Source organism: uncultured Salinibacterium sp. (assembly GCF_963974405.1).
Classification (GTDB): domain Bacteria; phylum Actinomycetota; class Actinomycetes; order Actinomycetales; family Microbacteriaceae; genus Rhodoglobus.
The window spans coordinates 140,558-164,735 of sequence record NZ_CAXBBH010000001.1 but is presented as its reverse complement, the minus strand read 5'-3'; the positions used below and the strand labels follow the sequence as shown (position 1 = coordinate 164,735).

The following is a 24,178-nucleotide window of genomic DNA, read 5'->3' as shown; positions in this document are numbered from 1 at the left end:
CACTGCACTGCGCTGCATGACCCTGCGCGGGTATTCGCTACAGCGAGTCCCCGCGCAGTGTCGTATCCGTCGTTTAGCCTAAGAGAATGATTCCCTCGATCTCACTCAACGACGGCCACAGCATTCCCCAGCTCGGTCTCGGCACGTGGCCACTCAGCGACGCTGAAGTCGCCGTCGTTGTTCCTACCGCGATCGAGCTCGGCTACCGCCACATCGACACGGCCGTGAAATACGGCAACGAAGCGGGCGTGGGCGAGGGCATCCGTCGTAGCGGCATTGATCGCGACGAACTCTTTGTGACCACCAAGTTGGACGGCGAATTTCAGGGCGAAGACCGCGCGATCGAAGGTTTGCGCGGCAGTCTTGAACGGCTCGATCTCGAATACGTCGACCTGCTGCTGATCCACTGGCCGCTGCCCGACCGTGGTGAGTTCCTGTCGACCTGGCGCACGTTCGAGAAGCTTCACGCCGACGGCTTTGCTCGCTCCATCGGTGTCTCCAACTTCAAGCCGGCGCACCTTGACGTGCTGCTGGATGCCGGGGCCACCGTTCCGGCCGTCAACCAGGTTGACCTCTCACCAACCAACGCTCGCCTTACAGACCGGGCGTATCACGACTCCCGCGGAATCGTGACGGAAGCGTGGAGCCCCATCAAGGGAGTGCTCGACCAGCCGGTGCTGCTCGAAATTGCAGAAAAGCACGAGCGCTCGGCGGCTCAAATCGCACTGCGCTGGCACCTGCAGAACGGTCTCGTGGCGATCCCGAAGTCGGCCAACCCCGACAGGCTGGCCGACAACATTGCGATCTTCGACTTCGAACTCGACTCGCGCGACCTCGAAGCCATCGCGGCGATCGACATGCCGGGCTCAGGTGCTGACTCCGACGAGATCGGACACTAGCGCGCCATCCACCATGTTCACGACCCCGTGCATGCGGGGGAGATGAACAAGGTCGTGGGTGACGAGCAACGTTGAAGTGTTGCGCTCGTCGGTGAGGCGCAGGATGAGATCGATGATGCTCGCACCGCGCTCTTGATCGAGAGCGCTCGTCGGCTCATCCACGAGAAGAACTTTCGGGTCGTTCATGAGAGCCCGCGCGATGTTGATGCGTTGGCGTTGACCGCCAGACAGTTGATGCGGCCGCTTCTTCATCTGGTCGGCCAAGCCCACGGCATCCAGCAGCTCACGAGCGTGGTCGGCGACCGCCGAACGCTTGCCTCGGCTGTGCGGGGCACCGAGCTCGTTCATGACGGCAAGCTGCTCGACGGCGGTCAATGAGGGTAGCAAGTTGGACTGCTGGAACACGATACCGATGCAGTCGCGGCGCAACACTGTCGCTTCCGTCGCCGACAGTTGGGCGGCATCCACATCATCAATCAGGACGCGGCCCGAGTCGGGGCGGATGAGGGTGGCGGCAACCGCGAGCAAGCTCGACTTGCCCGAACCACTCGGACCGGTAATGCCCGTCACGGTGCCGGGGCGAGCACTGAGGGTGACGCGATCGACCGCCGTGACGCGGCCATCGCCGTCGGGGAAGGTGAGAGTGATGTTGTCGAGCGTAATCATCGGGTGCTCCCTAGGGCAGTGAGGGGGTCGGCGGTGGTGACGGAACGAAGAGCGAAGACTGCGCCGGCGAGACCGAGCACAATCATGACGACCCCGGGTAACACCGTTGTGAAGGGGTTCAGGATGAACGGCAGCGCGTTGCCCAGCAGGGCGCCGAGCAGTGCGGTGATGCCGATGCCTATCCCGACTCCGAGCAGAAGCACGATCAGTGCCTGGCCAAGCGCATCTCGCACGAGGGAAGCAGTGGATGCTCCGAGAGCTTTCAGCATCGCAATGTCGCCCTTGCGCTGCATCGTCCACACCGTGAAGAACGCTCCGATCACGAGGGCTGAGATGCCGAAGAGCATCGCAACCATCATCAACAGAGAACCGATCTCCGAACGGAATGAGCTGACAGCAGTGAGGGAGGAGAGCACCGAATTGCTGATGGTACCTGCGTCACTATTAATCGCAGCCCAGTCCGCGTCGCCCGTGACCGCAATGGCGGTGGCGTAGGCGTCAGGATCTCCCGTCGTCGCCGAGTAACCCTGCCAATCATCGAGTGTCATTTGCACGACCGGTGTGTGGCTGTACCACCAGTTGCCACTGACCTTCTCGACCGTGTAGTCGGTGCCGGCTACCGTGATGGTGTCACCGGCTGTCACGTCGAGAACGGCGGCGGCATCTTCAGAGACACCGACCTTGCCATCACCGCTCGGAGCCGTGTCATCGAAGCCAGCGACAACGCCGAAGAGGGCAACGGCAGCGCTGGATTCAGATGACTCAGCCTTCGTTTGGGAGACACCGATCGGATCCGCGGACTCGACACCCTCGGCGGCAGCCCAGGTGACTGCCTGCTTCTCGGTGATGGCAGAGTCAGAGAAGCTCGCCTCATCTGACCCCTTGCTGCTGGGGGTGCCGAAGACGAGTTGGTCGGCGGGGAGAGAAAGCACTCCAGAGACATTCTGGGAGGCAAGCCCACCAGTGAGGCCACTCAGAAATCCAACAAGCAGGGTGATGAGTGCGACGACGGTACCAATGAGCACGAATCGTCCGCGGGCGAAGCGCAGATCGCGCCAGGCAACAAACATGGGGAGTCCTTTCGGCGTCGACGAATGCGACAGTAACCAGCATCCGCTTGAGCGCGTGCGAGTGCATCGCCCAAGAGAGCGCACTTCGGCACGCTAAGGGCGGAGTCCACAATCATCCTTTCGGTGGATAGGTTGCACCGCGTCCGGCAGTAGGGTCGAATAATGAGCCACACCGCGTTGACCCCTGTCTTTGTGGGTCTGCGCACGAGCCTGCACGCGCTCTTCGTTGCGCTCGTTGCCCTTGTAGTTGTGCGCGCCCTCCTCGACGGAAACCCGCACACCGTTGTCGTGATTTCTCTCGCGGCGCTATTGCTCGCGACGTACGGTTTCGGCGGAGCTCTCGCACGACGGGCAACGGCAACCGGAGCCAACGCGCGATCGACATCGACGTACCTGTGGGCTCTCGTGTTGACGCTCGAGTGGTGCAGCCTCGTGTGGCTGAGTCAGGATGCCGCCTACCTGGTCTTCCCGCTGTTCTTCTTGTACCTCCACCTATTGCCGCGCGGGTGGCGTACCTTCGCCGTGCTCGGTTCGACGGCGCTCGCGATCGTCGCCTTAGGGCTCCACAGTGGTTGGAGCATCGGTGGAATCGTCGGCCCCCTCGTCGGGGCGGGCGTCGCGATCGTGATCGGTCTTGGCTATAAGTCTCTGGCAGCCGAGGCGGCGGAGCGAGAACTTCTCGTGAAGCAACTCCTTGAGACGCGCGACCAGCTGGCGCGAACCGAACGCGAATCCGGGGTGCTTGCGGAGCGCGCGCGGCTGGCACGGGAGATTCATGACACTGTCGCGCAGGCGCTCTCGAGCATCCAACTATTGCTGCATGCTGCGGAGCGTGCTGACCCGGATGCCGCGGGCCTCGAGCACGTGCGTCTTGCCCGAGAAACTGCCGCCACTAACTTGGCCGACACTCGCAATTTCATCCGCGAGCTTGCTCCGGCTGCGCTCGTGGAACAGGGGATTGGCGCGGCGTTGCGGCGTCTCGCAGACACTCAGTGGCAGTCGCCAGAACGCAACGTGCGGGTGCGGGTAGCGGACGCCATCGACCTACCGATGCCCGTGCAAACGGCCTTGTTGCGCATCGCGCAAGGGGCGATGGCGAACGTTGTGCAACATTCCGAGGCGACGCAGGCGACCATCTCGATTGAGCGGGATCGTTCGCACGTGCGGTTGGCGATTGCCGATAACGGTCGCGGTTTCGATCCGGCTGTGGTCGAGGATGCCTCGGCGCATGGGTTCTCGGATTCATTCGGGTTGACCGCCACGCGGGAGCGCGTCGAGCAGTTGGATGGCACACTGACAGTTGAGTCGCAGCCCGGTGCTGGCACAACGGTCATCGTCGATCTCACCGTAGAGAGCGCCGTGACTGCTGCGCTCGCGGAAAACAACCTAGACACGTCGACAACGGAGGGGCGCCCATGATCCGGGTGGCGATTGCGGACGATCATCCGGTGGTCCGTGCTGGGCTCCGGGCACTTCTGGAACACGAGGACGATCTGACGGTGGTTGGTGAGGCGGCGACTCCGGATGACGCCTTCGCTCTGGTGCAGTCGGTGAATCCGAGTGTCGTGCTCATGGATTTGCAGTTCGGGGAACGCGAGTCGGGGGCAGATGTGACGCGCCGCATCCGTGCTCTGGATGCCGCACCTTACGTTTTGGTGCTCACCAATTACGACACCGACGGTGACATTTTGGGTGCTGTGGAGGCCGGTGCGAGTGGCTACTTGTTGAAGGATGCCCCACCGCACGAGTTGATTGCGGCTGTGCGGGCAGCGGCAGCGGGGGAGAGCGCCTTGGCTCCCGTGATCGCCGGACGCTTGTTGGATCGGATGCGGGCTCCCCAAGTCAGTCTGAGCAAGCGCGAGATTGAGGTGCTGGAGCGCGTTGCCGCGGGCATGTCGAATGCGGCGATTGCGGGCGAAATGTTTGTGTCGCAGACGACGGTGAAGTCGCATCTCGTGCACATATTCTCGAAACTGAATGTTTCGTCTCGTACTGCTGCAGTATCGAAAGCGCGCGAGCTGGGGGTTCTGCGGTAGGTCGCTGCTACTTCCTGAGCGCGATGCCGATGAAGCGGAGTGCTTCATCGTCGCTAATGCCGAGCTCTGCTGCGCGGTCGGCGTACGCTTTCGCGTCAAGCTGGAGAAGGGCTGCTGCGTCGCCGGGCTGAGCTTTCACTACGGTGCCGTTGCGGCCGCGCGAGAGTAGAAAGCCGTCGGCTTCGAGCTCGCGGTAGGCACGCGCGACGGTATTCGGTGCAATGCCGAGATCACTGGCAAGCTGGCGCACGGTGGCAAGTTTGGTGCCCGCAAGAAGCTCACCGCTGGCGATTTGGGCTATCGCTTGGGCTTTGATTTGTTCGAATGGCGGAACGGATGCCGTGGTGTCGATCTCGAAAGTAACAGGACTTTCGGTCGGGGTGCGTCGCCATGATTCAGCCATGGTTGATTCTCTCATACGGGCTTGTGCTGACTGAGAAGCGGTAGCGACAGCGCCCACCTTCTTCGGCTCCGCTCGCCGGGTGGCGGAAAGCGGTCGAAGAAGGTGGGCGCGAATGACGCGTTGCGAAGACTCGTTAGGCGTCGCGACGCTTGACGAGTGCCGCGGCAGCGATCAAGAGCACAACAACCCATGCCAGCAGTACGAGGAAGCCCTGGGTGGCATCGAGCGTCCAGACTGCTTGAGCACCGGAGTCGATGGGGGCGCCTCCTCCCAAAGGATTGCTACCCACGGCGTACATTTGGCTTCCCGCAGACGAGGGCAGCAGTACGGAGAGGTTCTGAATCCAGATCGTCTGAGTGATGCTGGAGAGGATCGAGAGCACTGTCGGAACCACAAGAAGCAGTCCAAGAACAGTGGCAAGCCCGCCGGCACTGTTCCGCAGGATCGCACCGAACGTGAACGCCAGCAGGGCGATGAGTGTCAGATAGCCGGCACCGCCGAGGAGGGCGCGTACAACTTCACCATCCAGAAGCTGTCCTTCGATGCCTTTGCTCGCGAGTATGGGCATGGTGACGAGTGCTGTTGCGACGATTGAGACGAGGCTCACGATGAACGTGGCGACGGCCAGAACCAGGGCCTTCGCAAACAGCGCGGGCAAGCGTCGTGGCACGGCGGTGAAGGTGGAACGGATCATGCCGGTCGTGTACTCGCCACTGATGATGAGCACTCCGAGCACAGCAGCAACGAGTTGGGTGAAGTTCACACCGAGCGTCGCGACCATGACGGTGAAGGACTTCTGTGATTCTGCATCCACGGCTTGCTCTGCCATCGGGTCGAGGGTTGCCGACATGAGCAAGCCAAAACCGACGGTGAGCAGTACGAAGATCACAAACGACCACTGGGTTGAACGCAGGGTGCGCAGCTTGATCCATTCGGAGCGTACGACGCGGGCGAAGTTCAAATGTGTTGAGTCGTGACGCGCTGACGTGCGGGAAGCCTCAAGGGTGGTGTTTGTCATCGGGAAACCTCCGAGTGGTATTCGACGTCGTCTTGCGTGAGCTCTAGGTAGGCATCCTCGAGCGAGGCGGAGAGTGGAGTGAGTTCGTGAAGCACGATTCCTGCCTGTGCGGCGGCGGTACCGATTTCAGCGGATGCCAGCCCGGCAACATTGAGAAGGTCGCCTTCGACGGCGGTGATCGTGACATCGCTGCGCGAAAGTCGATTGGCGAGTTCAGCAGCCTGCGGGGTGCGAACTCGCACGGCGGTTCCTGAAGCGATCGCCAGAATTTCGCTCACGGGGGCATCCGCGATGATGCGGCCACGCCCGAGCACGATGAGGTGGTCTGCGGTTTGAGCCATCTCGCTCATGAGATGGGAGGAGAGGAAGATCGTGCGACCCTCTGAGGCGAGCTGTCGGGTGAGCTTGCGCACCCACATCACGCCCTCAGGGTCGAGGCCGTTGACCGGCTCATCAAGAATGAGGGTTTGCGGGTCACCGAGGAGGGCGGCAGCAATTCCGAGGCGCTGCCCCATGCCGAGCGAGAATCCTCCGACGCGCTTCTTCGCGACCGACTCGAGGCCGGTCATCGCGATCACTTCGTTGACGCGTGCTTTGCCGATGCCGTGGGTTGCAGCCATCGCGAGAAGGTGGTTGTAGGCAGTGCGCCCGGTGTGAATTGCTTTAGCGTCGAGCAGAGCCCCCACTTCGTGCATCGGGTTGCCGTGCTTGGCATACTTCTTGCCGTTGACGGTCACCGATCCAGAATCGGGGCGGTCAAGGCCGACGATGGTGCGCATGGTCGTTGACTTGCCGGCACCGTTCGGGCCCAGAAAGCCGGTGACGAGACCGGGACGGATTGTCGCAGTGATGTTATCCACGGCGGTTTTGGCGCCGTACCTCTTCGTTAATCCTTGAATTTCAATCATATTTAGAGTCTAGAAGCTGCAGTGGTGGGTCGCGTCCCCCTCAAGGATGATGTTGTGCGTTTGGGGGTAGTCCTCGGGAACTAGCGGATGAGTGTTGTTGCGTGCTGGCTCTTCACTGTGGAGCAATCGCAAGAGACTTGCCCATGCGGTAGTTCGTCAACTGCACACCCTTCATGACGGGGTACTGTTCCGCTTCAACCGAGAATCCGTGAGCTTCGAAGAATGGGCGAGCGGTGAGGCTGACATTTGCCGTCAATCGCTCGGTCGCGCTCGTGCGGGCAACGTTTTCGTTGTGCGTGAGGAGTGCGGATGCCACTCCGCGGCGAGCATACTGCGGCGAGACGAACATCATGTCGATGTAGCCGTTCGCGTCAACATCCGAAAAGCCTGCGATCTCACCACCAACGACAGCCACAATGCTGTTGCGGGCGGTCATCGCCTGATGCCAGACCGAGACATCGCGCTCGTCGGCGCGAGCCCACGCCCTGATCTGCTCAGGCGAGTAGTCAGCGGACGCGGTGACCGTGATCGCGGCCACGAACACGGCGAGGGTTTCGGCGGCGTCCGCTGGCCGATAGGCGCGAACGTGGATAGCAGGAAGGGCGACTGTGGTGGGCATCGGCTCTATTGTGTCGCGGCTGCGATGGAAGATTGCGACTGGGCAGGCCGTAGTGTTGGCCTATGTCAGCCACCGCCTCCAGTCTCACCGCCGCACTCGCCACCATCACTGAGCACTGGCAGCCGCATCGTGTCGCCAGCGTCAACGATCACGATGTGAAAATCGTGAAGCTGCAGGGCGAGTTTGTGTGGCACAGCCACCCCGAAACAGATGAGCTGTTCTTGGTGGTGGAGGGAGAGCTCACGATCCAACTACGGGATCGTGACGTTGTGCTCGGCCCCAACGAACTATTTGTGATCCCCCAGGGCGTTGAGCATTGCCCCAAGGCGGAGCACGAGGTATCCGCGGTCATCATCGAACTCGGCGGAACCGTGAACACGGGTGATGCCGGGGGTGACCGCACCTCGCCTCTGCGCGAACTGAGCTAGCTGCCTCCACGCTCGACATTTCCCCGATGCAGTCACCGTAATCTGAACGCACGGTTTGCTGGGAGTATTGATCCCATGACCGCCACTGCCACTCCAGCTCGCCTTCGCGCGGCCGCTATTGCGACTTTCGTCGTCTTTGGAATCAATGGCTTGGTGTTTGCCAGCTGGGCGGCCCGCATCCCCGCAGTCACCGAGACTCTCAACCTCACGCCGGGCCAGATGGGCGGATTGCTGTTGTGCCTCGCGCTGGGTTCTCTCATCGCGCTCCCGACTGCGGGCTACATCACCGAACGAATCGGCGCCGCCAACACGGTGCGAGTCGCGGGTCTGCTCGCAGCCCTCGCCGGTGTGGGAATCGCGCTCTCGCTTTCCGCCGCCACCACTTTCGGCACCGCCGTGTCACTTTTCGTATTCGGCATCGGAATTGGGCTCTGGGATGTCGCCATCAATATTGAGGGCGCCGACGTCGAGCACAAGCTGGGGCGCACCATCATGCCGCAATTGCATGCTGCCTTCAGCGGGGGAGCGTTTCTCGGCGCGATCATTGGAGCCGGCCTTGCCAATCTCGGCGTTGGGCTGCCGGCGCATCTCTTCGTCATCGCCGTCGTTGTAGCGGTGGCGACGCAATGGCTTCCGCGATACTTTGTGCCGCGCATCCCGGAGTCATCGCAGCCCAAGGAAGATGAGGCCCCGCCGAAGGCGCGCAGCGCCTGGAACGACCGTCGCACCCTGCTGATTGGTGTCGTGGTGCTTGGCGCTACCCTCACAGAGGGCGCCGGAAACGACTGGATCGCCAAGGCAGCTGTAGACGGACTCGAGGTGACCGAAGCCAACGGCGCATTCATGTTCGCAACCTTCGTCTTGGCGATGACCGGCATGCGCTTTTTTGGCGGCCGGGCGATTGACGCTTTCGGTCGTGTGCCGGTCTTGCGGGGCAGCATGGCCGCTGCCGCAATCGGTCTTAGTATTTTCGTGTGTGCGCCCACGCTATGGCTCGCCCTGATCGGGGTAGCACTCTGGGGAGTCGGAGCCGCGCTCGCTTTCCCGATGGGGATGTCGGCAGCCGCTGACGACCCCAAGCATGCTGCGGCCAGAGTGTCTGTCGTCGCTACTATCGGCTACGTCGCATTCCTTGCCGGGCCGCCACTGCTGGGGTTCCTCGGCGACGCCGTTGGAATCAGATTCGCACTCCTCGCCATTGGTGCGCCGATTCTGGTGGCACTCGTGCTGGCCGGTGCGGCGAAACCGTTGCGCAACCGCTAGCCGTCGGCCCGCTCGAGCGGGCTAAACCTTCTCGTCGACGATGCCCACGAAGCGACTGCCGATGCCGTCAATCTCCGAACGATAAACGCCCTCGGCCGGTTCAGGAAGCTCGGTCGGAGAGTGCCAGTCGCACGTCAGATAAGTGAACGCAGGCCACCACTTCTTCGGCCGGGCAGCCTCGGTGAAACCGCAGACAGTGCAGGTCAACTGCATCCACACGGGGCGTTTGCCGGTGCGGTTGGCGCGCGACTGAACCAACCATGCTGGCGGGTTGGCTTCTAGTTCTTCGAACTCGGCATCCGACATGCGCGACGGAATGCCGTGCCTCGTAGCCATCTCCAGAGGGATGTCGAGGCGAAGCGCAGCTTCCCGTTTCGTAATCATGGTTCTACGGTACGCGACGCGAGCGGCACCGGCCGCTCAAGCGAGCTAGCTGATGTAGATCTTGCGCAGCGTTTCGGTGACCGTCCAGGTGGTCTGCATGCCCTCGGTGAGCCGCACAACATCGCCGGGCCCCACAGCGATCGTGCGATCATCCGCCGCGAAATGGATGCTGGCACGCCCGCTTATGACAACAAACACTTCATCGGCTTCGGTGTCTGTTGCGGTGCCGACGGTCATCTCCCAGACGCCGATTTCGGTGTCGCCGAGGGTGTCGAGCACGGCGTACCCCGCGGTGGGAGTGCCTTCCACCACCGCGTCAGGCTCAAGTACGTCATGCGGAACGGGTACTGCGCTCGCCGCATAGGGCATGCCGGGGGTGAAGAGCGGTGCGGGTTCGGTCATGGGCTCAGCCTATGAGACTGGGCTGCAGATCGCGCAGGGTGCGGCGGTGGGTCATCCGTGTCACTCCGATCGCAGCCAGAATGAAGGCACCTCCTAGCCACGCGCCGAGCACGAGAGCGTCGGTTCCGACTCGGGCAAGGTCGCCGCCGTACATGAGCTGGCGCATGGCATCCACGACGTATCCCATCGGCAGAATGTGGTGAAGCACGGCCAGCGGTGCTGGCAAGGTTTGCCACGGGAAGGTGCCGCCCGCGGTGACGAGTTGCAGCACCATGAGCACGAGTCCCAAGAATTGCCCCACAGAACCAAACCAAATGTTGAGCGCGAGAATGATTGCGGCATAGGTGAAGCTTGCGGCGACCATCACCCCGAGCGTGCCGACGGGGTGGGTGAAGCTGAAGCCGAGCGCAATCGCGAGCACCCCGAACAGTGCCACCATTTGAAGCGCGCCCAACATGGCGGGGGTGAGCCAGCCGGCGAGCGTGACTCGGATCGGTGATCGAAGGGCGGTCACGGCACGCTTCGAGACGGGTTTCACGATGAGGAAGAGCGCGTAGATTCCGATCCACCCGGCCAGTGCGGTGAAGAACGGGGCGAGCCCGGCACCATAATTGCCGGCGGTGGTCACGGCGCTTGTTTCGACAGCGACAGGGTCGGCGATAGCGGTGGCCTGCTGATCGCGAAGAGCCGCGCTTGAATCGGGCAGCGCTTCCACTCCGCTCGCGAGCCCATCGCGCAATTCGGCGGTGCCGTCGGCGAGAGTGCCGAGACCACCCTCCAGGGTGTTCACCCCAGCGCTGAGCTGTGATGCTCCGGATGTTGCGGAGCCGGTCGCCGTGGCAATCTGCTGCGCCCCCGATGCCAGCTCGGCTGCGCTACTCGCGAGAGTGTGTGCGCCAGCGGCGAGTTGATCGACTTGAGACACCGCGGACTGCACGGTGCCGTTGCCCGCCGCAATGCGATCGCTGAGCGGGTCGAGCGCGGCGAGCACTTCGTCGATCTGGGTGGCGTCGAGGCCCTGGTCGGTGAGTGCCGTCACGAGGTCGGCGCGAGCGGTAGGCAGAGCATCCGCAATGTCTTGCGCGGCAGCGCCCGCGCGATCGGCGTAACCGGCAAGCACGGTGTTGCCCGAGGCGACCTGTGCCGCGCCAGCGGAGAGCTGGTCGGCTCCGCTCGCGAGACGGGTTGTTGCGCTGCTGAGCTCGGTCATTCCCGAGGCCAGAGTGCTTGCGCCATCCGACAATTTATCGGCACCAGTGACGGCGTCGCGGGAGCCGTCGAGAAGCTGGGAGGCGCCATCGGTGGCGTCAGAAAGCTCCGAGCGGATGTCAGAGATCGCGGTCAGCAGAGTGCCGGCTGCTTCTTCTCCCACAAGTTCCGCTACCGAGCGCCGAATCTGTTCGACGGCTTGCTTGCCGATCGTGGACGCGAGGTAGTTGTTGGCGTCATTGGTTTCGAGGTCGATCTCGGCCTGGTGGGGGTCGGTGCCGGCGATGGAGCTGAGGGCGTCCGAGAAGTCGTGGGGGATCGTGACGGTGAAGTCGACTTCGCCCTCGGCGAGAGCTGTTTCGGCGTCGCCGGGGGAGAGCACGTGCCACTCAAAGTCGTTGCCCTCGAGTAGGTCGGTCGCGACTAGCTGTCCGTAGTTCACGGCTTCGGTATCTCCGTCGGCGGGAACCCCATCGTCGGTGACAACGAGCCCAACCGGCACTTCAGCAAAGCTGCCGTAGGGATCTTGATTGGCCCATAGGTAGACGCCGCCATAGAGCACGGGCACAAGCATGAGCGCGAGCAAAGCCAGCATCGCCATACGTGAAGAAGTGAGTCGCCGCAGTTCAGCGGCGATCATTGCGGGAACTTTCATGCGTTGTCTACTCCTCCACCGCTCTGAGCCCAGGCGGCGGTACGTTCATCAAGAGCACCGAGACTGTAGCGCAGCGATGCTTCGGCAGCTTCTGCGCGCTCAATCACCGCGGCGTGCGTAATCGCCCATTCGGATGCGCGACCGGCTACCGCCAGCACAGCAAAGCCTCGTTCGGCAAACTCACCGCAGAGCTGCCACCAATCGAGAGGCTGCCCGCCATGACGATCGGGCGCGGTCACGACAAGGCCGGCAACATCGGGCCGCAGCGCCGCGAGTTCGCACAGCACACGCAATCGAGTCGTGGGCTCAATGTCGGCGATCGCGGTCGAGGCAAGAGAGCGAAATCCGACCTCGTCGAGCCAGCGTCGGGCGGCGAGTGGGTCGGCGCGACGGCCAGCGAACATGAGCTCTTCGGCGACGACACCGACGAGCGGAACTCCGGCATCCGGGTCAGAAACGCCGGGAGCATCAACGAGGGCGATGCTGTGACGGAGAGCCCGGGCATCCGCTCGGCCGTCGATAGTAACGGTGCCAGTATCGGGGCGCATGCGACCGGAAGCAATAAGCCCAAGCACGGTCGGGCGCTGTTCGGTTTCGGCAACGGCAAGGCTCGCGCTGCCGCTGATAAAGGTCGCGGATGTTGCGGGCAAGTCTTCAGCGTCGTGACCCTTCGTCACGCCACTCAGGTCAACCCGCATCAGTGTTCGCCCCCGCTAGAAGGGGCGCCGAGAATCTCCGGATGCGCCTCAAGCAGAGCAACGGTCTCGCGCCACGACAGCCCAGCCATGCTGAGGGTTGTGCGCACCGCGAGAGACCGGGCTTCGGGCAAAGACGCATCGACGCGAGTGATCGCTGCGCGCGCGGCCTCTTCAACGAGTCGAGCGAGGGTCGCAACATCCACATCGGTGCGAAGGGTGTCGGCATTCTGGCCGCGCTGCAGTATTGCTGCGACGGCGGCACGGAGTGGGGCGAGCGCTGTGCCGGTGGACGCGACATGGGCGTCATCGAGAGCAATGGATGCCGCGACTTGAACGTGGGCGGCTTCTTGCCACAGCAGCGAGGTGAGTCGGGCGAGCGCGAGAGGGGCGTCGGTGTCGGTGACGGTGAGCGCGATCCGGTTGAAGCGTTCGGCGCCGACGTCGATGATTTCGCTAATGAGAGCGTTGCGGTCGGCGAAGTGGCCGTAGAGGGCACGACGGGAGAGCCCGGCGTTGCGCGCGATCGTATCGATCGAGGCTTGGGGGTCGTTGGCGATGGCGGCGGTGGCAGCGGTGAGGATGCCTGCGCGGTTATCGACTGCGTCCTGTCGCGGGCGACGGGGAGCGGAAGTGGTCATTCCGCCACTGTAATAACTTGCACAGTGCTGTGCAAGTTATTACAGGTGACTGTCAGGTGAGGCTGCGCGAACGCTTCGCTAGGAGTCGAAACCGAGCCCCAGAGCATCCAATGTTTTGAGGATCACATTGCGGCGACCCTGATTGTGATCCGCACGATTCAGCGACCATCGCGTGGCCTGGATACCCATCGACGCAATCGGCTCGGGCGGGAATGGCAGCGGCAACTTCTTCACCATCTCCAACTCAGTGCGTTCAGTCGTCAGGCCGTCGAGCTTGTCGAGCATGACCTGCGCAGCGAACCGAGTAGCACCAACGCCCAATCCCGTAAAGCCAGCCGAGTACGCGACGCGACCATTGCGCGCAGTGCCGAAGAACGCACTGAACTGGGTCGACGCATCAATAGCGCCCGCCCAACGGTGGCTGAACTTCAGGCCCTCAAGCTGCGGGAAGGTCGTGAAGAAGTGACTCGCGAGCCGCTCAAAACTCTCTGGCCGGTTCTCGTACTCTTCGCGAACCTTACGGCCATAGTGGTAAATCGCGTCATATCCCCCAAAGAGAATACGGTTGTCGGCACTGAGGCGGTAGTAGTGAAACTGGTTCGCCATATCGGCAAGACCCTGACGGTTCGACCAGCCAATAGAGGCGAGTTGTGCGGGGCTCAAGGGCTCCGTCATGAGCACATAGTCGTACACGGGGATCGTGTGCAGGCGCGTACGCTTCAGCAACGACGGGAAGGCGTTGGTCGCGAGCGCAACCCTGGCGGCCCGAACGCGACCATTGCGACTGTGCACGATCGCGGCATCCGTGGGGCCACCGGATGTCTCGACCTCACGCACCGGCGAGTGCTCAAAGATCTCGACCCCGAGTTCGCTCGCGACCCGGGCCAACTCCCGAACAAGTTTCGCGGGGTGAATGATCGCGTTGATGCGCTTGTTCCACACGGCGGCGAGGTAGGTGGGCGAATTCACTTCGGCGCGAACGGCGGCTTCGTCAAGGAAGACGGTGTCGTCGTCGGTCTCTGCTTCTTTTAGCCACTCAATTTCGTGCTCTTCGATAGCGAGATCGAGAGAGCCGGTGCGCTCGAAGTCACAATCGAGGTTCAGCGTTTTGACGGTCGCCTCAATCTCATCGAGGTTCTGCAGGCCGAGGCGATCGAGTTGCTCGTACTCCTTCGGCCAACGGCTGAGCCCGTTCTCTTCACCGTGGGTGAGGCTCGCTTCACAGAATCCACCGTTGCGGCCGGATGCTGCCCAGCCGAGTTCGCGGGCTTCAAGCAGCACGACGCGGGCATCGGGGTTGCGCTGTTTGGCGAGCACTGCGGTCCACAGCCCGAGGTAGCCACCACCGACGATCGCGAGGTCGGCGGTCACGTCGCCTTGTAGCGCACTGAAGGTGTGAGCATCGGTGACGTCGTCGATCCAGAATGGCTTGTGAATTGATCCCTCAAGGGAGTGACTGATCACGGATGCCGCTGGAACGTTTCTTTCGAACACTACTTTGCCCATGGGGCACTTTCCTCTCTCGCCGGGGTGGCGAGCTTTATGGTTGGGCGGGCGCGCGGTACACGCGCTCGCCTTCGACGAAGGTTTGCTCGGTGCGGGTGCGGCCGATGTCGGCTGCTGCTCCTGCGAAGGGGTTGCGATCGAGAACGACGAGGTCGGCGAGCTTGCCGACCTCGATGGTGCCCGTCTCATCCAGGTGGTTGGTGAAGGCGGAACCTGCTGTGTAGGCGGTCATCGCGGTGAGCAGGTCGAGGCTTTGCTCCGGCAAGAAGGCGTCGTATTCGCCCTCTTCGTGACCGGGAGCGGCAATGCGGTTGACGGCGGCGTGAATGGCGGCCATGGGGTCAGGAGTCGACACCGACCAGTCGCTTCCTGACGCCAGATGGGTTCCGGCTCGGTGCAGGTCTCCCCACGGGTACTGCCACGAGCTGCGGGGGTCTCCCAAGAAGGGCAGAGTGAGGTCGACCATTTGCGGCTCGAGAACGGCCCAGTACGACTGCAGGTTGGCGGTCACACCCAACTCAGCGAAGCGGTGAATGTCATCCGGATGCACGACCTGCAGGTGCGCAATGTGGTGACGGTTGTCGTTGGGGCCGTTGATCGCTCGCGCTGCTTCCACTGCGTCGAGACACTCGCGCACGGCACGGTCGCCGATCGCGTGAAAGTGCACTTGGAAGCCGAGCGCATCCAGTTCGGTGACGTTCGAGATGAGTTGCGCAGCATCGACAAAAGAGATGCCCGAATTATCGGTATGGTGACCGCAACCGTCGAGGTACGGTTCCAACATCGCGGCGGTGAAGTTCTCGGCGACTCCGTCTTGCATCACTTTGACGCTCGTGGCGGCGAAGCGCCCGGCCGCGTTCTTGTCGCGGCGCATCACGAGTTCAGGGATCTGCTCCGGGCCGCGGGTGCGATCCCACCACAGGGCTCCGACGACTCTCGCGGTGAGTTCCCCTGACTGCGCTGCCGCCATGTAGGTGGGGGTAGCGTCGCCAGCATCTCCATAGCCACCCAGAATGGCGTCTTGCCAGGCGGTGATTCCGAGGGAGTGCAAATACTTTTGGCCGATGAGCAGCGCGCGAGCATAATCTTCGGGCGATGTTTCGGGCAGCAGTGTGTTCACGAGAGACATGGCGCCTTCGTGCAAGGTGCCGGTCGGGTTGCCGTCGGCGTCGCGCTCGATACGGCCGTCGGCGGGATCGGGGGTGTCCGCGGTGATGCCGGCAAGCTCGAGTGCTCGAGAATTCACCCAGGCGCCGTGGCCGTCGCGGTTGGGGATGAACGCGGGGCGGTCAGTAACAGCCAGATCAAGGTCGGATGCCGTTGGCGTGCCACCGGGGAAGGCCGCCATGTTCCAGCCACCGCCCAATATCCACTCGAGCTCAGGGTTTGCCGCGGCATAGTTCGACAGCCGGGCCACATACTCATCGCGCGTCGAGTCTTCGGAGAGATCACAGCGGATGAGGTCGAGCCCGCCCCACACGGCGTGCACGTGGGCATCCTGAAATCCGGGGATGAGCAGCTTGCCGTCGAGGTCGATCACTTCGGTGTCTGGCCCGACGAGTTCGTTCACCGCGGCGTCGCTGGAAGCATCGCTACCGACGGCAACGATTCGACCGTCAGTGACGGCGACACTGCCGTGGGTTGGTTCGCTTCCGGTGGCGGTGAACACAGCGCCGCCGGTGAAGACGAGGTCAGCAAACGTCATAGTTCAGGAGCTTTCTGGTTCGTTCGTTCGAGGGAGGCTAGCGGGAGTCGATCGGAGCTGCGGGCGGTTTAGCCGCCGCCAACGGTCTTAGCGATGTCGGTGGCGGAGTCGCCTGCGCGACGCAAGACGTAGGCCACGAGGCCGAGCGCAACAAGCGTGAGCAGCAACATGATCGTTGACACTGCTGCAATCTCGGGCCGCAAACCGGTGCGCACAGCGCTGAGTACATACACGGGCCAGGGCGTTGTGCCAGAGACCTGAACGAATGCGGAAACGATGGTGTTGTCGAGGCTGAGAGTAAACGAGAGCAGTCCCCCAGCGAGAACAGCAGGCATCACGAGAGGAAGGGTGATCTGCGTAAAGCGCTTGAAGGGCGGAGCATAGAGATCAGCGGCGGCCTCTTCCAGACTCTCATCAATGCCGACCAGGCGCGAGCGCACGATATACGCCACGACGGCGGTGGAAAAGAGGGAGTGGCCAACCACGAGTCGAACGATGCCGTTGTCGAAGATGCTGAGACCCAGGTCTTGGCCAAGAAAGACCATCCAGGGCAAGAGCGAGACGGCATCCACAATCTCGGGAGTAACCGTGACGAGCACGAGAAGTAGCAAGAATGGCGCAGCCCATTTGCCGGCGCGACGCGCAAGCGCAACGCCCGCCGTCGTGCCGAGAGCGGTCGCGATAATGGCGGCAATGAAGCCCGTCTGAATGGAGACCAGCACGGCATCCGAAATCGCAGGCTTCGTGACAATGGCCCCGAAGGAGCCGAAACCGAACTCGTTCCACGCGACGAGCAGGCGCCCCTCGTTGAACGAGTAGATGATGATGACAGCGATCGGCGCGAATAAGAACGCAAAGACGATTACTGCCCATACTTTGAGTGAAATGTCGGTGAGGGCTAGTCGCTTCATGACTTGTCTCCCAACACGAGGCGCTGACTGGCGCGCAAGGGCCACGTCGCCAGCCACGATACGAGCGCGGCGATGGCGACAGTCGTCAGAATCGTCAGCACCAGCACAACAGCCATCGCCGAACCGAGTGCCCAGTTCTGTGCGGTCTGAAACTGGTTGGCAACCATCTGGCCGGCCATGTTTCCCTTGGCGCCACCCAGCACGGTGGCCGTGATGTAGTCGCCCATGAGGGGGATGTAGACGAGCAGGATGCCCACAACGATGCCGGGCTTCGCGAGCGGCAACGTTACATTGAACAGGGTTGACCAGCGGCCAGCACCCAGATCTTTGCTCGCCTCCCGCATGGGCAGCGCCACGCGGTCAAAAGCCACGAACATGGGCAAGATCATGAGCGGGAGATAGTTGTAGACAACACCGATCAGCACCGCGGTGCGAGTGAACAGAATCTCGAGGGGTTGATCGAGAACACCGATCGACTGCAAGGCATTCGAGAGCACACCGCTCGGCGCCAAAATGATCTGCCAACCGATTGTGCGCACCAGAAAGTTGGTCCAGAACGGAATCATGACCATCGCGAGCAGGATGCCGCGGCGCGAGACCGGAGCTTTGAACGCGAGCCAATACGCGAAGGGAATGGAGATGGCGAGGCAAATAAGCGTGCCGACCACTCCCACCCACAGCGTGTTTTGGAACGTGGCAAAAAAGGTGGGCGATAACGCTTCGGCGTAGCGGTCGAACGACAGCACGTCATTAGCGTGGGTGCCAAAAATGCCTGGTTTGTAGCCGAAACTGAACCACACCACGAGTGCAACAGGCGCAACAAAGAAGGCGAACAGCCACGCCCACGCGGGAATCGCGAGAGCGAAGCTGGGCAGCTTCAGCCAGCGGGGGCGTCGTCGCGCTGAATCTGACGGCGCCGACTGGCGTTCGGTGAGGGTGGTCATTCTGGCTTCTCGACTAACAGCGCAGGCTAGGCGCCCGCAGCAACCTTGGTCTTGTCCCAGATTTCAACAATGCGCTGTTGGGCTTCGCTCAAGGTCTGCGTGTGCATCGTCGAGATCTGTTCGTCGTTGAAGAACACGAGGTCGAGCATCGCGAGCTCGGCAGCGCGTGCTGCGTCTTCGATGCCCGCGCCACCCGTGTGGTAGCCGATGTAGTCAAGCTCACGGATGGCCGCTTCGGGAGTGAGCACGTAGTTGATGAAGGCGTGAGCAGCTTCAGGGTTGGGGGCACCCGCAGCGATAGCCCAGTTATCCATCCAGAGTTCAGTGTCGGGCGAACCGAGCACCCACTGCCAGCGGTCCGGCTCGTCGCTTTCCATGATGCCGAGTCGGGCATCCCCGTTCCACGACTGCATGAGAATTTGTTGTGCCTGGGGGATAGCTGCGCCGCCAGGATACGAGTCAAACGCCGAAATGTGCGGGGCGAGCTGGGTGGTGAGAAACTCTTCGGCCGCAGCGAGGTCAGCCTCGTCGGTCGTGTTCCAGTCGATGCCGTTGGCCCAGTAGTAAATGCCGAGCAGCGGTGCTGGGTCATCGAGAACCGACACCTTGCCACTGGCTTCGTTCTGGGCAGCATCGATGAAGTCAGCCCACGTGGTCAGTTCGCGGCTGATCTTGGTCTTGTCGTACACAAAACCGGTCGTGCCCCACGCCTTGCAAATCGAGTACTCGTTGTTGGGATCCCAATCGCGACCCAAGAATGCCGGATCCATATCCGAAATGTTGGGAATGAGGTCGAGGTTCAACTTGCTGAGCAGACCGTTCTCAATCATCTGAGGAATAAACGGGCCCGTCGGCACGACGATGTCGTACCCGCTCGTTCCTCGAGCAGCAACAAGCTTCGAGATCAGTTCTTCGTTCGAGTTGAACGAGTCAAACGTGACATTCGGGCCGAGTTCGGCAGTGAAATCGGTCACCAAATCGGGATCGTCGTAGTCACCCCAGCTGTAGACCGAGAGACCGCTCTCCAAAGCACCACCGGTGGCCTGAGGAGACGAACCTGCGCCCGACTGCGGCGAACACGCAGCGAGCAGAGCGGCGCCAGCAGCGGTGCCCGATAGCGCCAAGAACCGACGCCGATTGAGCTCAGATTTCATGATCTTCGTAGCTGAAGTTGAAGCGAGAATGCGAACCGGGTTTTCGTGTGACATCAGAATGCTCCCTTAAAGCGAGATCGAGCTGGTCGGTGGGGCGGGGTGAGAAACTGCGCGAGCGATATCGGCCTGAGCCTGTGTTGCTTGCTCACTCGGGAAAAAGTGCACGGATGCTGCATCCCACGTGCACATCACGGCGTCACCAACAGCGAGCCGCGGTGCACTCGGGCGGGGAAGACGTGACATCAAGGTCTGACTATCACCAATCGAGATCAAGAACTGCAGCGTCTCGCCCTGGTGCGAAACTCCGAGCACTTTGCCCGAAATTCGGTTGTCTGCAGTGGGGGTGGTGGCTGCGCCGGTGTCAGTGATCGCGGAAACGGTCACCGCCTCCGGGCGAACCGCGGCCTGAGCATCCACTCCCGCTTCAAGCTCGGGATGAGTGGATGTCGAACGCAGCACTCCGAACGGAGACTCCATGACCTGCAGATCGTTCGTGATCATGCCCGGCAAGAAGTTCTGCTGACCGATGAAGCCAGCGACGTAGGCGCTCGCGGGGGAGTCGTAGATGGAGTCGGCATCGTCCAATTGCTCGATGCGACCCTTGCGCATGATCGCAATGCGGTCGCTCATCGAGAGCGCCTCACCCTGATCGTGCGTGACAAAGATGAACGTGATGCCGAGGCGGGACTGCAGAAGCTTGAGCTCGATCTGCATCTCTTCACGCAGTTGGCGGTCGAGGGCTCCGAGGGGCTCATCGAGCAGAAGAACGGCGGGGCGATTGATGAGCGCCCGGGCGAGCGCAATGCGCTGCTGCTGGCCTCCCGACAATTGAGTGGGCTTGCGATCAGCGAAGGAACGCATTTGAACGAGGTCGAGAGACTCGGTGACGCGTTCGCGAATTTCTGACTTGGGAGTGCCCTTCTGGCGAAGCCCATAAGCCACGTTCTCGGCCACGCTCATGTGGGGGAACAGGGCGTAGGCCTGAAAAACGGTGTTGACGTTGCGCTTGTGGGGTGGGATTCCCACAACATCCTGACCAGAGATGCGGATGCTGCCAGAGGTGGGCTCTTCGAAACCGGCCAGCATGCGCAGTGTTGTCGTCTTACCGCAGCCGGAAGGGCCGAGCAGGGAGAGAAACTCACCGGGGCGCACGTGCAAGCTGATGTTGTCGACGGCAACAGCACCACCGAATTTTTTGGTCACGCCCTCGAGCACAACAGAACCGTCAGGTTCGCTCGTGGCTGCCGCATTTGCGCTCGCATTTTCGGCTGCCGATGCTGCGGGCGTTGTGTTTTGCGCTGAAACCGTCACGTTATTGCGTACCTCCGAGTTCGCGATAATTGATTCGCGAGTCACCTGTAGTCAATCGGAAATAGTAAGGATGCGCAACGATTTGGTTGGTTAAGTTCGTGTTACAGCACGGAATCAGTCGTCAGATGGCAAAGGAACTGCCTAAAACCTCACGAAATATGGATGCTCGCAACGGGTCGCCTCGAGGGGCTGCTGGCGTTATTCGTAGCGGCGGTGAATCAAGCGCGACAGCACGATAGAGCTGCGAGTGTTGTCGATGTTGGTTGCCGTGCGCAGTCGCTCGAGGGCGACTTCAAGCGAGTGGATGTCGCGCGAGCGCATATGAACGACTGCGTCGGCAGACCCGCTGACTGTTCCGGCATCCACCACTTCGGGGATGGCACTGAGAATGCGCTTCAGTTCGTGCGGAGCCACGTTGCCGCGACAAAAGAGTTCGACATACGCTTCAGTGCCCATGCCGTCGATAGCGGGGTCGACCTGAACGGTGAACCCGCGAATAGTGCCGTTGGCGACTAAGCGATCGACGCGCCGTTTAACTGCGGAGGCAGAAAGGCCCACGGCTTCGCCGATATCTCCATAGCCTGCGCGGGCGTTGAGGCGGAGCATGTCGATTATTCCCGCATCTAGCTTGTCCATTTTTCCAGCCTACGGTGAATTGTTGTGCACCGGCCAGCATCTGCGCGTAATTAGTGCGCAGATTGCGGAGACATTGCGGATAGGTGCGTGGAACACTGGAGGTATGACGATCACTGACACCTCATCGACCACGCCTGTGCGTCAGGCCACCGCGAAGACCGTGCTGATGTGCCGTCCCGACTTCTTTACGGTCTCGTACAGCATCAACCCGTGGATGAACCCCAACGACCCCACTGACACCAGCCTCGCTGTGAAGCAGTGGCAGACCCTCTACGACACCTACATCGACCTCGGTTTCACCGTCGAGCTCATCGACCCCATCCAGGGTCTTCCCGACATGGTCTACGCCGCCAACGGCGGATTTGTGATTGATGGCAAAGCCTATGGCGCCCTCTTCACCTACGACGAGCGCAAAGCCGAAGGCCCCGCCTACATGGACTGGTTCGGCGCCAACGGCTTCGAGGTCGCTTCTCCTGAGAACGTTAATGAGGGTGAGGGCGACTTCCTCCTTGTCGGCGACAACATCCTTGCAGGCATGGGCTTCCGCACATCAGTCGAAAGCCACCGGGAGCTTGCAGAGCTTTCGGGCCGCAACGTTGTCTCCCTCAACCTCATTAACCCCAGCTTCTATCACGTCGATACGGCCATCGCGAAGCTCGATGACACCAACATCGCCTACTTGGAGAGCGCCTTCGACGAGCCCTCTCTCGAAAAACTCCGTGCACTGTACCCCGACGCTATCCTCGCCACTGAAGAGGATGCGGCAGTGCTCGGACTCAACTCCTACAGCGACGGTTACAACGTCGTCATCGCCGCCCGCGCGAAAGACTTCGAGCGTCAGCTCACCGAGCGCGGCTACAACCCCATCGGCGTCGACCTGTCGGAGCTGCTGCTGGGTGGTGGCGGCGTGAAGTGCTGCACCCTCGAGCTGCGTCGCTAGACAACTGCGTTAGCGTTCCTCGCAAATAACAACGGGGATATCGCGCGTGGTCTTGGTCTGATACTCGGCATAGCGCGCGTTGACGGCCACGATCCGCGGCCAGAGTTCCGCTTTCTCGGCGGGGCTGGCGGTGTGAGTGTGCACAGGGATGGTTCGACCGCGGATGGTGAGTTCGGCATCCGGGGTCGCTTGAAGATTGCGATACCAGAGCGGGTCGCGGTCGTCGCCGCCCTTAGAGGCAACGATGACCCAGCGTCCGTCGCCGTGCACCGGTGCCGTCAATAGGGTGGAACGGCGGATGCCCGACACCCTGCCCGTCGTGTGAAGCTCGACCGCGGGCATGCTGCCCAGCGTCCAGCCGAGCCGGCCGCCGGAGAGTGTGAGCACCGTGCGGTGTATGCCGTTCATGAGTTTCATGCCAAAGTCACTGAAGCGGTCGCGTGTACTCATGGTTCTATTCTTGCGCTTCAGAGTGATGGCGGGCACATCTGGCGCACCGCTGAGAAGCTATGGCTAGCCAGCCACACTGAGTAAAGTCATGTCATGAACGCACTGCGCTCGCGGGTGGTTGCTCGAGATATTGATGAGCCGCACCGCAAAACGACTCCGCTTGAGCTGCTCTTTGACCTGACCTTTGTCGTCGCGGTTGCCTCTGTCGTCGCCCAACTGGCCCATGCGATTGAAGTGGGGCACGCTTTTGAGGCGATCGGCCCCTTCTTGATGGTGTTCTTCACCATCTGGTGGGCGTGGAACCAGTTCACCTGGTTGGCGTCGGCGTACGACACGGATGACGTGCCCTACCGCCTCTTCACGATGCTGCAAATGGGTGGCATCCTTGTGCTGGCTGCAGGAGTGCCAATGGCATTCGACGACGGCAACTTTGCCGCCGTGACTGCCGGGTACCTGATCCTGCGCCTCGGTCTGATTGCGACCCTCTTGCGGGCCGTCAAGGACGACCCCGATACTCGGGCAACCGCCGGGCGCTACGCCCTCGGCATTGGGGTGGTGCAGGTTGGCTGGCTGCTGCGGTTGCTGCTGCCTGCCGAGTTGGCGATGCCGTCATTCCTCGTTCTCGTCGTTGCGGAGCTCGCCGTGCCGCTCTGGGCCGACCGAGCGAAGCGGCTCTCGTGGCATCCGCATCACATCGCGGAACGCTATGGAAAGTTCACGATTCTCGTTTTGGGCGAGAGTGTCTTGGCCGCGACGATTGCTGTTCAAGAAGCGCTTCAAGAGGGGCTCTCGCCTTCGCTCGTCACCGCTTCTGTTGCGGGCCTCGTGCTGCTCTTCTCCCTGTGGTGGCTGTACTTCTCAGAACCCGCAGCCGAGGGTCTCGAGAACCGGCGCGACCGCTACCTGTTCTGGAACTACGGACACTACTTCTTGTATGCCGCACTCGCCGCTGTGGGTGCCGGAATTGAGATAGCGGTGCGCTCCGTAACGAGTGATCTGGAGTCGAGCGAGCTTGTTGTCGGCTACTCCTTGGCGCTTCCGGTCGCCCTGGTGATTCTGCTGCTGTGGATCTTGCACGCACCCATGGTGGAACGGGTTTCGATTCCGCGAACCGCCACCGTGATTGCTGCGGTAGCAATCCTGGCGCTCCCGTTCGCGGCCGGCTCTTTGGGAACGATCGGGGTCGCTGTCGCGATCGCTGCGGTGACGGTTGTGCTGTTATTCGTTGCGCTGCTGAGCGGGCGGATGCACGCCAATGCTCTTGAATCTGCGGAGGGATAGAGGGAGCCAGTCTGAGACCGTACATCAGGTGGTCTATCTTTGGC

General features: G+C 61.9%; 26 protein-coding genes. 7 read left to right on the top strand and 19 right to left on the bottom strand.

Annotated features, from left to right (window positions below):
* Positions 1 to 86: 86 nt before the first annotated feature.
* Positions 87 to 899: an aldo/keto reductase gene (locus AACZ26_RS00780; RefSeq protein WP_339618389.1), complete on the top strand. Its 813-nt coding sequence runs from the start codon at positions 87 to 89 to the stop codon at positions 897 to 899.
* On the opposite strand, the gene AACZ26_RS00775 is transcribed toward AACZ26_RS00780, so the two are convergent.
* Both AACZ26_RS00775 and AACZ26_RS00770 read right to left on the bottom strand, forming a co-directional pair.
* Positions 867 to 1,565: an ABC transporter ATP-binding protein gene (locus tag AACZ26_RS00775; protein ID WP_339618388.1), complete on the bottom strand. Its 699-nt coding sequence runs from the start codon at positions 1,563 to 1,565 to the stop codon at positions 867 to 869. The genes AACZ26_RS00780 and AACZ26_RS00775 overlap by 33 nt on opposite strands.
* Entirely contained in the window at positions 1,562 to 2,635 is a 1,074-nt protein-coding gene (locus AACZ26_RS00770; protein WP_339618387.1) for an ABC transporter permease, read from the bottom strand. Before AACZ26_RS00770 ends, AACZ26_RS00775 begins: the two co-directional genes overlap by 4 nt.
* Positions 2,636 to 2,797: 162 nt before the next feature.
* Between AACZ26_RS00770 and AACZ26_RS00765 the strand changes: the two genes are divergently transcribed.
* Together AACZ26_RS00765 and AACZ26_RS00760 are read left to right on the top strand one after the other, a co-directional pair.
* The gene (locus tag AACZ26_RS00765) at positions 2,798 to 4,054 is read left to right on the top strand and encodes a sensor histidine kinase (protein ID WP_339618386.1); all 1,257 of its coding nucleotides are present in this window, start codon (positions 2,798 to 2,800) and stop codon (positions 4,052 to 4,054) included.
* Complete coding sequence (locus tag AACZ26_RS00760; protein ID WP_339618385.1) at positions 4,051 to 4,671, top strand: response regulator transcription factor; 621 nt, start codon at positions 4,051 to 4,053, stop codon at positions 4,669 to 4,671. The genes AACZ26_RS00765 and AACZ26_RS00760 overlap by 4 nt, the downstream gene beginning before the upstream one ends.
* A 7-nt stretch (positions 4,672 to 4,678) precedes the next feature.
* On the opposite strand, the gene AACZ26_RS00755 is transcribed toward AACZ26_RS00760, so the two are convergent.
* From AACZ26_RS00755 to AACZ26_RS00740, 4 genes are all read right to left on the bottom strand, one after another.
* Positions 4,679 to 5,074, bottom strand: a complete 396-nt coding sequence (locus tag AACZ26_RS00755; protein WP_339618384.1) for a GntR family transcriptional regulator — start codon at positions 5,072 to 5,074, stop codon at positions 4,679 to 4,681.
* A gap of 133 nt (positions 5,075 to 5,207) precedes the next feature.
* A complete protein-coding gene (locus AACZ26_RS00750; RefSeq protein ID WP_339618383.1) occupies positions 5,208 to 6,092 on the bottom strand; it encodes an ABC transporter permease subunit in 885 nt (294 codons plus the stop codon).
* On the bottom strand, positions 6,089 to 7,000 hold the full coding sequence (locus AACZ26_RS00745) for an ATP-binding cassette domain-containing protein (RefSeq protein WP_339618382.1): 912 nt from the start codon (positions 6,998 to 7,000) through the stop codon (positions 6,089 to 6,091). Before AACZ26_RS00745 ends, AACZ26_RS00750 begins: the two co-directional genes overlap by 4 nt.
* 112 nt (positions 7,001 to 7,112) lie before the next feature.
* Positions 7,113 to 7,619 (bottom strand): GNAT family N-acetyltransferase, encoded by a 507-nt coding sequence (locus tag AACZ26_RS00740; RefSeq protein ID WP_339618381.1) that lies wholly within the window; start codon positions 7,617 to 7,619, stop codon positions 7,113 to 7,115.
* A 62-nt stretch (positions 7,620 to 7,681) separates the two neighbouring features.
* Between AACZ26_RS00740 and AACZ26_RS00735 the strand changes: the two genes are divergently transcribed.
* Both AACZ26_RS00735 and AACZ26_RS00730 read left to right on the top strand, forming a co-directional pair.
* Positions 7,682 to 8,047, top strand: a complete 366-nt coding sequence (locus AACZ26_RS00735) for a cupin domain-containing protein (RefSeq protein WP_339618380.1) — start codon at positions 7,682 to 7,684, stop codon at positions 8,045 to 8,047.
* 75 nt (positions 8,048 to 8,122) lie between these two features.
* Positions 8,123 to 9,310, top strand: coding sequence for an MFS transporter (locus AACZ26_RS00730; RefSeq protein ID WP_339618378.1), 1,188 nt, complete (start codon positions 8,123 to 8,125; stop codon positions 9,308 to 9,310).
* Positions 9,311 to 9,331: 21 nt separating this feature from the next.
* Here AACZ26_RS00730 and AACZ26_RS00725 read toward each other — a convergent pair whose 3' ends face one another.
* From AACZ26_RS00725 to AACZ26_RS00670, 12 genes are all read right to left on the bottom strand, one after another.
* Entirely contained in the window at positions 9,332 to 9,694 is a 363-nt protein-coding gene (locus AACZ26_RS00725; protein ID WP_339618376.1) for a hypothetical protein, read from the bottom strand.
* Positions 9,695 to 9,739: 45 nt separating this feature from the next.
* On the bottom strand, positions 9,740 to 10,096 hold the full coding sequence (locus tag AACZ26_RS00720; RefSeq protein ID WP_339618375.1) for a cupin domain-containing protein: 357 nt from the start codon (positions 10,094 to 10,096) through the stop codon (positions 9,740 to 9,742).
* A gap of 4 nt (positions 10,097 to 10,100) precedes the next feature.
* Positions 10,101 to 11,960, bottom strand: coding sequence for a YhgE/Pip domain-containing protein (locus AACZ26_RS00715; protein WP_339618374.1), 1,860 nt, complete (start codon positions 11,958 to 11,960; stop codon positions 10,101 to 10,103).
* On the bottom strand, positions 11,957 to 12,658 hold the full coding sequence (locus AACZ26_RS00710; RefSeq protein WP_339618372.1) for a hypothetical protein: 702 nt from the start codon (positions 12,656 to 12,658) through the stop codon (positions 11,957 to 11,959). Before AACZ26_RS00710 ends, AACZ26_RS00715 begins: the two co-directional genes overlap by 4 nt.
* On the bottom strand, positions 12,658 to 13,296 hold the full coding sequence (locus AACZ26_RS00705; protein ID WP_339618370.1) for a TetR/AcrR family transcriptional regulator: 639 nt from the start codon (positions 13,294 to 13,296) through the stop codon (positions 12,658 to 12,660). The genes AACZ26_RS00710 and AACZ26_RS00705 overlap by 1 nt, the downstream gene beginning before the upstream one ends.
* 78 nt (positions 13,297 to 13,374) lie before the next feature.
* Complete coding sequence (locus tag AACZ26_RS00700; RefSeq protein ID WP_339618369.1) at positions 13,375 to 14,802, bottom strand: FAD-dependent oxidoreductase; 1,428 nt, start codon at positions 14,800 to 14,802, stop codon at positions 13,375 to 13,377.
* Positions 14,803 to 14,836: 34 nt separating this feature from the next.
* Positions 14,837 to 16,507 carry an amidohydrolase gene (locus AACZ26_RS00695; RefSeq protein ID WP_339618368.1) on the bottom strand — a complete coding sequence of 557 codons (1,671 nt, stop codon included), beginning with the start codon at positions 16,505 to 16,507 and terminating at the stop codon, positions 14,837 to 14,839.
* A gap of 68 nt (positions 16,508 to 16,575) precedes the next feature.
* A complete protein-coding gene (locus AACZ26_RS00690) occupies positions 16,576 to 17,418 on the bottom strand; it encodes an ABC transporter permease (RefSeq protein WP_339618367.1) in 843 nt (280 codons plus the stop codon).
* Entirely contained in the window at positions 17,415 to 18,362 is a 948-nt protein-coding gene (locus tag AACZ26_RS00685) for an ABC transporter permease (RefSeq protein WP_339618366.1), read from the bottom strand. Before AACZ26_RS00685 ends, AACZ26_RS00690 begins: the two co-directional genes overlap by 4 nt.
* Before the next feature lie 26 nt (positions 18,363 to 18,388).
* Positions 18,389 to 19,570: a spermidine/putrescine ABC transporter substrate-binding protein gene (locus tag AACZ26_RS00680; RefSeq protein ID WP_339618364.1), complete on the bottom strand. Its 1,182-nt coding sequence runs from the start codon at positions 19,568 to 19,570 to the stop codon at positions 18,389 to 18,391.
* 12 nt (positions 19,571 to 19,582) lie between these two features.
* On the bottom strand, positions 19,583 to 20,872 hold the full coding sequence (locus AACZ26_RS00675) for an ABC transporter ATP-binding protein (protein WP_339618363.1): 1,290 nt from the start codon (positions 20,870 to 20,872) through the stop codon (positions 19,583 to 19,585).
* A 153-nt stretch (positions 20,873 to 21,025) separates the two neighbouring features.
* Entirely contained in the window at positions 21,026 to 21,463 is a 438-nt protein-coding gene (locus AACZ26_RS00670; protein WP_100387666.1) for an Lrp/AsnC family transcriptional regulator, read from the bottom strand.
* A gap of 103 nt (positions 21,464 to 21,566) precedes the next feature.
* Here AACZ26_RS00670 and ddaH point away from each other — a divergent pair, with 103 nt between their 5' ends.
* The gene (ddaH, locus tag AACZ26_RS00665; protein ID WP_339618361.1) at positions 21,567 to 22,403 is read left to right on the top strand and encodes a dimethylargininase; all 837 of its coding nucleotides are present in this window, start codon (positions 21,567 to 21,569) and stop codon (positions 22,401 to 22,403) included.
* A 9-nt stretch (positions 22,404 to 22,412) separates the two neighbouring features.
* Here ddaH and AACZ26_RS00660 read toward each other — a convergent pair whose 3' ends face one another.
* Positions 22,413 to 22,853 carry a nitroreductase/quinone reductase family protein gene (locus AACZ26_RS00660; protein ID WP_339618360.1) on the bottom strand — a complete coding sequence of 147 codons (441 nt, stop codon included), beginning with the start codon at positions 22,851 to 22,853 and terminating at the stop codon, positions 22,413 to 22,415.
* Positions 22,854 to 22,946: 93 nt separating this feature from the next.
* On the opposite strand from AACZ26_RS00660, the gene AACZ26_RS00655 reads away from it, so the two are divergent.
* Positions 22,947 to 24,134 carry a low temperature requirement protein A gene (locus AACZ26_RS00655; RefSeq protein WP_339618359.1) on the top strand — a complete coding sequence of 396 codons (1,188 nt, stop codon included), beginning with the start codon at positions 22,947 to 22,949 and terminating at the stop codon, positions 24,132 to 24,134.
* Positions 24,135 to 24,178: the final 44 nt, after the last annotated feature.

Bases quoted from the DNA above. Each gene is read 5' to 3' on its own strand.
- AACZ26_RS00760 (WP_339618385.1), top strand. From the start codon at position 4,051: ATGATCCGGGTGGCGATTGCGGACGATCATCCGGTGGTCCGTGCTGGG.
- AACZ26_RS00715 (WP_339618374.1), bottom strand. From the start codon at position 11,960: ATGAAAGTTCCCGCAATGATCGCCGCTGAACTGCGGCGACTCACTTCT.
- AACZ26_RS00730 (WP_339618378.1), top strand. From the start codon at position 8,123: ATGACCGCCACTGCCACTCCAGCTCGCCTTCGCGCGGCCGCTATTGCG.
- AACZ26_RS00735 (WP_339618380.1), top strand. From the start codon at position 7,682: ATGTCAGCCACCGCCTCCAGTCTCACCGCCGCACTCGCCACCATCACT.
- AACZ26_RS00765 (WP_339618386.1), top strand. From the start codon at position 2,798: ATGAGCCACACCGCGTTGACCCCTGTCTTTGTGGGTCTGCGCACGAGC.
- AACZ26_RS00685 (WP_339618366.1), bottom strand. From the start codon at position 18,362: ATGACCACCCTCACCGAACGCCAGTCGGCGCCGTCAGATTCAGCGCGA.
- AACZ26_RS00780 (WP_339618389.1), top strand. From the start codon at position 87: ATGATTCCCTCGATCTCACTCAACGACGGCCACAGCATTCCCCAGCTC.
- AACZ26_RS00775 (WP_339618388.1), bottom strand. From the start codon at position 1,565: ATGATTACGCTCGACAACATCACTCTCACCTTCCCCGACGGCGATGGC.
- AACZ26_RS00655 (WP_339618359.1), top strand. From the start codon at position 22,947: ATGAACGCACTGCGCTCGCGGGTGGTTGCTCGAGATATTGATGAGCCG.
- AACZ26_RS00770 (WP_339618387.1), bottom strand. From the start codon at position 2,635: ATGTTTGTTGCCTGGCGCGATCTGCGCTTCGCCCGCGGACGATTCGTG.
- AACZ26_RS00705 (WP_339618370.1), bottom strand. From the start codon at position 13,296: ATGACCACTTCCGCTCCCCGTCGCCCGCGACAGGACGCAGTCGATAAC.
- AACZ26_RS00690 (WP_339618367.1), bottom strand. From the start codon at position 17,418: ATGAAGCGACTAGCCCTCACCGACATTTCACTCAAAGTATGGGCAGTA.
- AACZ26_RS00670 (WP_100387666.1), bottom strand. From the start codon at position 21,463: ATGGACAAGCTAGATGCGGGAATAATCGACATGCTCCGCCTCAACGCC.
- ddaH (WP_339618361.1), top strand. From the start codon at position 21,567: ATGACGATCACTGACACCTCATCGACCACGCCTGTGCGTCAGGCCACC.
- AACZ26_RS00725 (WP_339618376.1), bottom strand. From the start codon at position 9,694: ATGATTACGAAACGGGAAGCTGCGCTTCGCCTCGACATCCCTCTGGAG.
- AACZ26_RS00745 (WP_339618382.1), bottom strand. From the start codon at position 7,000: ATGATTGAAATTCAAGGATTAACGAAGAGGTACGGCGCCAAAACCGCC.
- AACZ26_RS00700 (WP_339618369.1), bottom strand. From the start codon at position 14,802: ATGGGCAAAGTAGTGTTCGAAAGAAACGTTCCAGCGGCATCCGTGATC.
- AACZ26_RS00750 (WP_339618383.1), bottom strand. From the start codon at position 6,092: ATGACAAACACCACCCTTGAGGCTTCCCGCACGTCAGCGCGTCACGAC.
- AACZ26_RS00720 (WP_339618375.1), bottom strand. From the start codon at position 10,096: ATGACCGAACCCGCACCGCTCTTCACCCCCGGCATGCCCTATGCGGCG.
- AACZ26_RS00695 (WP_339618368.1), bottom strand. From the start codon at position 16,507: ATGACGTTTGCTGACCTCGTCTTCACCGGCGGCGCTGTGTTCACCGCC.
- AACZ26_RS00740 (WP_339618381.1), bottom strand. From the start codon at position 7,619: ATGCCCACCACAGTCGCCCTTCCTGCTATCCACGTTCGCGCCTATCGG.
- AACZ26_RS00680 (WP_339618364.1), bottom strand. From the start codon at position 19,570: ATGTCACACGAAAACCCGGTTCGCATTCTCGCTTCAACTTCAGCTACG.
- AACZ26_RS00755 (WP_339618384.1), bottom strand. From the start codon at position 5,074: ATGGCTGAATCATGGCGACGCACCCCGACCGAAAGTCCTGTTACTTTC.
- AACZ26_RS00710 (WP_339618372.1), bottom strand. From the start codon at position 12,658: ATGCGGGTTGACCTGAGTGGCGTGACGAAGGGTCACGACGCTGAAGAC.
- AACZ26_RS00660 (WP_339618360.1), bottom strand. From the start codon at position 22,853: ATGAGTACACGCGACCGCTTCAGTGACTTTGGCATGAAACTCATGAAC.